13 protein-coding genes and 1 pseudogene are annotated in these 8334 nt (G+C 51.6%); 9 read left to right on the forward strand and 5 right to left on the reverse strand.

Annotated elements, in window-relative coordinates:
• The 9 genes and pseudogenes from CAFE_RS00795 to CAFE_RS00830 form a co-directional block, all read left to right on the forward strand.
• A partial coding sequence (locus CAFE_RS00795; protein WP_156989515.1) for a VirD4-like conjugal transfer protein, CD1115 family occupies positions 1–964 on the forward strand: 964 nt, incomplete at its 5' end.
• A gap of 42 nt (positions 965–1006) precedes the next feature.
• Positions 1007–1222: a Maff2 family mobile element protein gene (locus CAFE_RS00800; protein ID WP_013485766.1), complete on the forward strand. Its 216-nt coding sequence runs from the start codon at positions 1007–1009 to the stop codon at positions 1220–1222.
• 59 nt (positions 1223–1281) lie between these two features.
• On the forward strand, positions 1282–2079 hold the full coding sequence (locus CAFE_RS00805; RefSeq protein ID WP_156989516.1) for a DUF6674 family protein: 798 nt from the start codon (positions 1282–1284) through the stop codon (positions 2077–2079).
• Positions 2080–2196: 117 nt separating this feature from the next.
• Positions 2197–3006: a VirB6/TrbL-like conjugal transfer protein, CD1112 family gene (locus CAFE_RS00810; protein WP_413814408.1), complete on the forward strand. Its 810-nt coding sequence runs from the start codon at positions 2197–2199 to the stop codon at positions 3004–3006.
• Positions 3007–3022: 16 nt separating this feature from the next.
• Entirely contained in the window at positions 3023–3433 is a 411-nt protein-coding gene (locus tag CAFE_RS00815) for a hypothetical protein (RefSeq protein ID WP_156989518.1), read from the forward strand.
• A complete protein-coding gene (locus CAFE_RS00820; RefSeq protein WP_156989519.1) occupies positions 3434–3892 on the forward strand; it encodes a PrgI family protein in 459 nt (152 codons plus the stop codon).
• Positions 3819–4580: pseudogene (locus CAFE_RS00825) on the forward strand (VirB4-like conjugal transfer ATPase, CD1110 family); the annotation flags it as partial. The gene CAFE_RS00820 and the pseudogene CAFE_RS00825, both read left to right, overlap by 74 nt.
• Positions 4581–5288: 708 nt before the next feature.
• The gene (locus CAFE_RS20270) at positions 5289–5423 is read left to right on the forward strand and encodes a hypothetical protein (RefSeq protein ID WP_267901492.1); all 135 of its coding nucleotides are present in this window, start codon (positions 5289–5291) and stop codon (positions 5421–5423) included.
• Positions 5423–5962 (forward strand): GNAT family N-acetyltransferase, encoded by a 540-nt coding sequence (locus CAFE_RS00830; RefSeq protein WP_156989520.1) that lies wholly within the window; start codon positions 5423–5425, stop codon positions 5960–5962. Before CAFE_RS20270 ends, CAFE_RS00830 begins: the two co-directional genes overlap by 1 nt.
• 146 nt (positions 5963–6108) lie before the next feature.
• On the opposite strand, the gene CAFE_RS00835 is transcribed toward CAFE_RS00830, so the two are convergent.
• From CAFE_RS00835 to CAFE_RS00855, 5 genes are read right to left on the reverse strand one after another with little or no spacing between them, the layout of a single operon-like run.
• Positions 6109–6600, reverse strand: a complete 492-nt coding sequence (locus CAFE_RS00835) for a hypothetical protein (RefSeq protein ID WP_156989521.1) — start codon at positions 6598–6600, stop codon at positions 6109–6111.
• A 56-nt stretch (positions 6601–6656) separates the two neighbouring features.
• The gene (locus CAFE_RS00840) at positions 6657–7103 is read right to left on the reverse strand and encodes a phage holin family protein (protein WP_233452653.1); all 447 of its coding nucleotides are present in this window, start codon (positions 7101–7103) and stop codon (positions 6657–6659) included.
• An 8-nt stretch (positions 7104–7111) separates the two neighbouring features.
• Positions 7112–7978: a GH25 family lysozyme gene (locus tag CAFE_RS00845; RefSeq protein WP_166525035.1), complete on the reverse strand. Its 867-nt coding sequence runs from the start codon at positions 7976–7978 to the stop codon at positions 7112–7114.
• Positions 7971–8150: a hypothetical protein gene (locus CAFE_RS00850; RefSeq protein ID WP_156989523.1), complete on the reverse strand. Its 180-nt coding sequence runs from the start codon at positions 8148–8150 to the stop codon at positions 7971–7973. Before CAFE_RS00850 ends, CAFE_RS00845 begins: the two co-directional genes overlap by 8 nt.
• A 48-nt stretch (positions 8151–8198) precedes the next feature.
• Positions 8199–8330, reverse strand: coding sequence for an XkdX family protein (locus CAFE_RS00855; RefSeq protein WP_156989525.1), 132 nt, complete (start codon positions 8328–8330; stop codon positions 8199–8201).
• Positions 8331–8334 lie beyond the last annotated feature (4 nt).

Here is an 8334-nt window from a genome sequence, read left to right on the forward strand (position 1 = left end):
GTTTATCAACGCTTCGGAGGTCCGGGAAGATGATGAGGAATTCAAAAATCCCGTGGATCTCATGTTTGAGGCGCTGGAAAAGAAAAAACCAAATCACTTCGCTGTCCGGCAATATAAGAAATATAAGCTGGCGGCGGGCAAAACAGCAAAATCGATCCTTATTTCCTGCGGCGCAAGAATGGCCCCGTTCGACATTCAGGAGCTGCGTGATCTGACAGCCTACGACGAGTTGGAGCTGGACACGCTGGGCGACCGCAAAACCGCCCTATTCATCATCATTTCAGATACGGACGACACCTTTAATTTTTTAGTTTCGATGGCCTATACACAGCTTTTCAATCTGCTGTGCGAAAAGGCTGACGACGTGTACGGCGGGCGCTTGCCTGTTCATGTCAGGTGCCTGCTTGACGAATTTGCCAACATCGGACAGATTCCTAAGTTTGAAAAGCTGATTGCCACCATCCGCAGCCGTGAAATTTCGGCCTGCCTTGTTTTGCAGGCACAGAGCCAGCTCAAGGCTCTGTACAAAGACAACGCCGACACGATTATCGGCAACTGCGACAGCGCCATTTTCCTCGGCGGCAAGGAACGCACGACCTTAAAAGAACTGACCGAATCACTTGGGAAAGAGACGATCGACACCTACAATACCGGCGAAAGCCGGGGCCGCGAAGTCTCCCACAGCCTCAATTATCAAAAATTAGGAAAGGATTTAGCTTCGGTCGATGAGCTGTCTGTCCTCGACGGAGGCAAATGTATCCTCCAGCTTAGCGGCGTCCGCCCCTTCCTTTCGGATAAGTACGACATCACAAAGCATCCGAACTACAAGTACCTGTCCGATTACGACCCCCGCAACGCTTTCCATATCGAGAGGTTTCTGTCCACCAGATTAAAACCGAAACCGGACGATGTGTTCAACACGTATTCCGTTGACCTCTCCGGGGACCCGAAAGCCGCAGAATAGCGGCTTTTTTCATAGATACAACTTAAAAATGGAGGTAATATTATGAGTTTCTTTCATTCCGCAATCGGCGTTCTCCAGACCCTCGTGATCGCCCTCGGCGCGGGCCTTGCCATTTGGGGCGCAATCAACCTTTTGGAAGGCTACGGCAACGATAATCCGGGAGCGAAATCGCAAGGGATTAAACAGCTCATGGCGGGCGGCGGCGTGGCCCTGATCGGCATTACGCTGGTTCCGCTGCTTTCCAACCTGTTCGGCTGATATCAATGCAAAACTCTCCGCGCCCCCATTTCCGGGGGCGCGGGAAAGGAGCTGATCGTATGGAAAACACGGCAACCATTGCCGCACCGCTGCTGGAAAACGAGTATGTCAAGGAGCTTTTAGCCATCATGGAAGCCAACCGTGTGCCTGCCGTGAAGGACCTGCTTGCCGTTTTTAATCAAGTAAACGCGATGGAGCGCCAGCTCGACACAGCGGTCACGGAGCTGGCCGCGCTGCGTCGGGAACTCAGCGCGGCACAGAAACAGGGCCACCCCGTAAAAGCCGTTCTGCAAAATACGGGCGCGGCTATGGAAAAAAGCGTGGCAGTTGTGCGTGACCGGCTGAATGCAACAAAACAGGCCGTGATCGACGGCTGCAAAAACGCCGTGGACGCTTTTCGGGAAAAAGGGATTTCCGCGCTGGATAATATCACCCGCTTTTTCAAATTGCGGCCCATGCTGGAAACCATGCGCACGGAGTTGGATAAAAGCATTTGGGCTGACAAATCAGCGATGGATAAAATTGAAACCGTGAGCGCGGAGTACCATGAGGCCGGGCGACACATCAAGAATATGGGCCAGACGCTGATGGGAAACGAAGCTGCTGCCGAAGCAAAGCCTATGGGAAAGCTGGCAAAGTCTTTGGAAGCTCCGTTCAGAGCGGAACTGTCCTGCCTGTCCTCCATGAAAAAGAGCGTAGAGAAAGCCCTTCTCCGTCTGACCGCGCTGGAACAATCGGCGCAGCGGAAACCCTCCGTTCAGCAGAACATCCACGCTCTCAGCGAAAAACTCGCGCGGGAGCAAAAATCCGCACCCGCCGCCGAAAAGTCCCGGTCCGTGTCCCATGAGGCGCGTTAGTTACCGTTCGTACCGCCTCATGGTGAAAACAGGCGGTGGAAAAGGAGGTGATGCCACTTGGATTTCATCAAGCAGCAGATTACCGAATGGTTGAAAGAAATACTCGTCGGCGGCATCATGAACAACCTGTCGGGCATGTTCGACAACGTAAACAGTCAGGTCGGGCAGATCGCCTCTCAGGTAGGAACGACGCCGCAGGCGTGGAACACCGGCATTTACAACATGATCCGGACACCGTCCGAAAACGTCATGATGCCCATCGCGGGCCTGATTCTCGCGTTCGTCATGACGCTGGAGCTGATTCAGATTATCACTGACAAGAACAATTTTCACGACATCGAAAGCGCTGTTTTCTTTAAGTGGATTTTCAAAACGGCCTGCGCCATCCTCATCGTGACCAACACATGGAACATCGTCATGGGCATATTCGACGTGGCGCAGAGCGTAGTCAACAGCGCGGCGGGAATCATCGTCTCTGACACGGCCATCGACATCAGCTCCGTCACGGCAAACCTTCAGACACGGCTCATGGCAATGGACCTCGGCCCCCTGTTCGGGCTGTGGTTCCAGAGTATTTTCGTGGGCTTTACCATGTGGGCGCTCACGATCTGCATTTTCATCATCGTGTACGGGAGAATGATCGAAATCTACTTAGCCACATCCATCGCACCGATCCCGATGGCTACGATGCTCAACCGGGAATCGGGCGGCATGGGGCAGAACTATCTTCGCTCCCTGTTCGCGCTCGGATTTCAGGGCTTTCTCATGATCGTCTGCGTGGCGATTTACGCCGTTCTTGTAAAAAGCATCAGCGTGAGTACGGACATCAGCAAGGCGATCTGGACGTGCATGGGCTACACGGTGCTGCTGTGCTTTACCCTTTTCAAAACCGGAAGCCTTGCAAAATCCATTTTCAACGCGCATTGATGGAGGTGATATTTCAATGCAGGACAAATTACAGGAACTTCTTGACCGCCTGGACGCCAACTTTTTGGCGTTTCAAACGGCATGGGAAGCAAAAAACAAAACGGAACTGATTGATGCCTCCCGCGAGATCACCGCGATTAAGGACGCCCATTATTATCTGACCGAAAGTCACGGATTTGAACCGGAGGAAGTCGACTATCTTCTTCTGTTTGAAAATCCTCTACAGGTCGTCGCGGACAAATGGCTGGAACGCACGGAAGATCTGAGTGATTTCAGCTTTGCGCTCGACGAGGTGTTCGACAAGCAGGACGCGCTCCGGGATTATGAACAGAAGGAAAAACCGTCCGTGCTGGAACAGCTCCGAAAAGCACCCGGCCCTACGCCTGAACCGCATGAAAAACCTGCGACGGCGAAGGAGGCTCGATAAATGGCCTATGTTCCTGTCCCCAAGGACTTGACAGCAGTAAAAACGAAGGTCCTGTTCAATTTAACGAAACGGCAGCTTGTCTGTTTCAGCGGCGGAGCGCTGGTTGGCGTACCGCTTTTCTTTTTGCTCAAGGGGCCTGCGGGGTTCAGCGCCGGAGCCGCTTCCCTCTGCATGGTGCTCGTTATGCTGCCGTTTTTCTTGATGGGCGTCTATGAGAAAAACGGCCTGCCGATGGAAAAAATCGTCCGAAACATTGCCCGTGTGCTGTTTCTCCGGCCAAAGCAGCGGCCCTATCAGACTAACAATTTTTACGCCGTGCTCGCGCGGCAAAGCAAATTAGACAAGGAGGTGCGTCAGATTGTCGGTAAAAAAGCAAAGACCAGCCATGAATCGGTCCCTGTCCCGCGCCGAGAGGCGTCAGATCGAAGCCGCCGTCACAAGGGCGCGGCAGACCGATAAGAAAAAGCAGTCGGCGCAGGACAGCATTCCATTTGAGCGCATGTTCCCGGACGGCATCTGCCGTGTGACCGACAGCTATTACACGAAAACCGTTCAGTTTCAGGACATCAACTATCAGCTCAACCAGAACGAGGACAAGACCGCCATTTTTGAGGGCTGGTGCGATTTTCTCAACTATTTTGACAGCTCTATTAAATTTCAGCTCTCGTTCCTGAACCTCTCCGCGACGCGGGACAGCTTTGCGAAAAGCATTACCATTCCGCCGCAGGGCGATGATTTCGACAGCCTGCGCTCAGAGTACACGGAGATGCTTCGGAATCAGCTTGCCAAAGGTAACAACGGCCTGATCAAGACCAAGTATCTGACTTTTGGTATCGAAGCGGACAGCCTAAAAGCGGCTAAACCCCGGCTGGAGCGTATCGAGATCGACATTCTCAATAACTTCAAACATCTCGGTGTAACATCCGCTTCTTTGAATGGCGCGGACCGTCTGCGGCTGCTGCACGACATTTTCCGCATGGACGCGCCGGAGCAGTTCCGTTTTTCGTGGGATTGGCTGGCCCCATCCGGCCTCTCCGTTAAGGACTTCATTGCTCCCAGCTCTTTCGAATTCAAAAGCGGCAGCATGTTCGGCATGGGACGTCAGGTTGGGGCGGTGTCGTTTCTGCAAATTCTCGCGCCGGAGCTGGTGCGGGTGACAAGGCACCAACGTATCCGAAACTATTTGCAATGGGCGATTACTTCGGGATTACCTTCAGGATCGGCTAAACTACTTTCTCCACTTCCACGCCATGTACTGGTTATAAAGTTCCGTAACGGATGTACCGTAATTTTCGGCCCATTCGTCAAATGTCTTTTTAAGTGTTTGGAATCCCCTGCCGAGGGGATCAGGTATTAAGCGAAGTCTTCTGTCCAGCATTTTCAAATTTTCGATTTTCATTGTTGTCCCTCCTGCAATATTCGTTAATTGATATTATACTACAGGATTTGACAACGTTCGGGGGAAAGATGAAAAATTTCGGATAACCGACGGGTAAAAAATAAGCCCCTTCGGTGTTAAGCCGAGGGGGACAAATACTTTATAAAAATTAGCCTGCAAAGGCCAAATCCAGGTACAAAAGCGTCGATATATGGAACAGGAAATGCTTCTAAGGCGGTAGGTTATAATACCACTCAAAATCGGATTTGTCAAATAAAATTTGCAAATTCGATACTTTTGTATTGATTTCCGATACTTTCCGTTGTATGATTGGGTTTAGCAGATAAGAAGTTCTTATCCGTTCGCATAGCCGCATATATTTTAGTCAACAATTTATTGATGCTAAAATTGGGGGCTAATAATATGCGCAAAAGGGATCATAATGGAGAGGTCCAAAAGCGTAAGGAGGATGATACTATGTCAGCAGTAGCCACGAATTATGTGTACAAGGTAATTGTCCCAAACGGAAAAGAGGACAAAATCCCGCCGATTTCCAAAGAGAAATTGGATGCATTCAAGGCTGATATAGCTAAGTATCGTCGTAAAAAATAATGCAGACAGAGATTAGAAAAATATGTTCCGGTGATTCGGGGTTGACTTGGAAATTTCAGGTCAACCCCGAATCATGCGACAATCCGGGACATTACGAGGATTACATTAGGTTTTGTGCCATTTCGGATCAGCTGTCCGGTAGAGGCACCACTTACATAATGGTGGAGTCGGATGATAATGCGAGTCCGATACGCATATTAGGATTTATTACTTTTAAGGCTTCAAGCTTCTTAATGGATGATGGTGAGGGACACGAGTTAGGTGAAGGCGCTTTCGAGATCTCTGAGCTTGCGGTTAGTAGCGAATGCGAGCGACGTGGAGTCGGTACTGATCTTGTAAAATATGCCACTGTATTGGCTACCGAACTTAACGAAGAAAAGCTTGGTATACGATACGTAGTTCTATGTGCAGACCCCGCCGCAGAAGATTTTTATTCAAAGCCTGCTCTTGGGCTCCATAGAATAGGCGATTTTTATCGGATTCCAAATGAACATTGGAATACTAATTGTATCCCAATGGTTGTGAAGCTTTTTAACTGAGAAAAAAATCTAAAAAAGGCTCTCGGAGTAATCCTAGAGCCTTTGTCATGTCCACTCCGTGGTGAATCTATCCCACCGTGGAAAATAAAAAGGCCCCGTTACTCCCTGAGATGGAGAGCAACGGGGCCATGTCATGTCTATACGGTTTACTGCGCCTGTGTGGCTGTCTGCGGTGTGGAATCCGCGGGGGCGGTAATTTTACCATCCGCTTCCGTATGTGTCTTCGGCAGCGCGAGGACGAGCAGCGGGATCACGGTATTAATAAGCTTATCGATTTGCGCCGTGTCCTCGATACCTTCCAACGCCAGCGCGGATTTAATCAGACTAGTCGCTTCTGCCGTCCGGGTATCGTTCGCGGCGGAACCGGTGACCAGTGCCGCCTTGTATGTAGCTTCCACGCGTGTCACGGCCTGCTGGGCATATGCCAGCACCTTATTGATTACTGTTCCGGTAACGCCCGGCAGGAACGGCGTGATCGCCGTAGCTACCGACTGAGCATAGCCGAGGCCGGTTAAGACCTTGCCCATTGCTGCGACGGCGTTTTTCTTCGTGCCGAATTTCACGGCCGCGACGGTTATCAGTGCGAAGATTACTGCAACGCCCAGGACGATCATGAGGGTTTGTGTATTCTGATCCATAAATCTTTCCTTCTTTCTGCCCCATATATGGGGCAAGCCGGGTTTTATCCCCGGCTCTAATTTTTCGTGCTTTCTGCTTGCCGCTTGATGGCCGCAAATGCGTTCTTAATCGCGGCCGGCATCGGGAGTCCCATAATCCCAAGGTTTTCGATTATCGAAAAGCCTTCGTTTGCAATGAAGAAAAGAATAACCGCGGTGCGAATGTACCCACTGTTGCCGACAATCAAATCAAGCCTGACCGCCACATAGACAATCGCCAATATTCCGCCTTTTCGGAAAAGCCCTTTCAGACTTGCGGCACTTTCAAATGACCCGTCTTTTGACTTTTGGGAGCTTTTCCAGACCAGGGCGATTATCACACCCAGGATATAATCCACAGCCATAAACCCGACCAGAGTCTGCAAAGACGAATCCCACCCTCCGAGTGCTTGTGTAAGCACCGCCCCCACGGCAGAGAACACAGACAGCGCCAGGAAATAGAATGAACGTGCTTTTTCCATCATATGGCCCCCTATTTTACTTTCACCACGAACCTTTTCGTCGGCGCTTCCCCCGGCGCGGCCGTGTAAATCCCCGTCTCGCTCCCCGGTTCCCCCACGGCGCACAGGTGCCAGAAATCCGCGTCCATTTCCCGGCGGCAGTGCATCAGGCCGACAACGCCCACCGTGCCGACGGTTACGGTCGGCTGCTGATTGCAGTTTGTCCTGAAGGTGTAATATTTTCCGTGTTCTATCGTAACGTCGCAGGTCGTGTCGATCTGGACGGCCGTCGGTGCAATCGCCGCAAATAAGGTATTCATATCCACACGCCCATTGATTCCCGGCACGGTCCCGGAGCTGCCCGTTTGTTGAATCGTGCAGGGTACGTCAGGGGCCCCGGAGTAGTCCGCCAGCCAGAGATAATCCGCCGCGGCAAGCGTCGCCGCCGTAAAGACGTGCAGCCGATAATCGTTGTTGGTGTACAGGGCCGTTTTGTAGCCGTCCGCACCGGCGGCACTGAGGAAAGCACCGACCATACTGTTAATCAGCGTGTTTCCCGGCGCAGCACCGTGGACCCGCTTGTAATAGTTGACCGAATCATACTCGTAGTCGTAGCAAACAAACAGAATATGTTTTCGGTACGGCTCGATGATCTTTTTACAGACGGCCCACTCTTTCCGTGCGTCGGCGACGGAATCCGCGTACCCGAACCAGTAAACGGCGACCTTCAGGCCAGCGGCAATGGCGCCCTCCATGTTGCGCTGAAACTGTTTGTCGGTCTGACTGACATCGTTCCCGTACCCGGCCCGGATCACCGCGCCCTTAATGCCGAACCGGGAAACCAGCGGCCAGCTAATTACGCCGTTGTGGGCAGATACGTCAATCCATTTCTCATTCATGGATATATCCCACCTTTCGTAACGTTTGGCGCTCATAGTCAATCTCCATAGCATAATCACGCTGGACCTGTTGAACGTCGCTTACGGTCACGCCCTCCGCGTCGGCAATCTGCTGCGGCGTTTCTCCGTATGCAAGGGCCTTGATAATCTCGTTGATCTGCTGATTGGTCACTGTAATCATCCTTTCCGGGTATAATTTTAGCCGCCCCATGTGGGACGGCTATGCGGTGTACTCTTCGCCGGTGATCGTTTTGTAGTCGTCGGCGGTAATCCAGCCAAGCGGAATCGCTTTTTTCAAATTCTCTTCCGGGAGCCGACCGGAGTCGTAAAGCCGTTTTAGTGTCGCGTACATTATG

It is taken from the genome of Caproicibacter fermentans, from assembly GCF_009746625.1.
Lineage (GTDB): Bacteria > Bacillota > Clostridia > Oscillospirales > Acutalibacteraceae > Caproicibacter > Caproicibacter fermentans.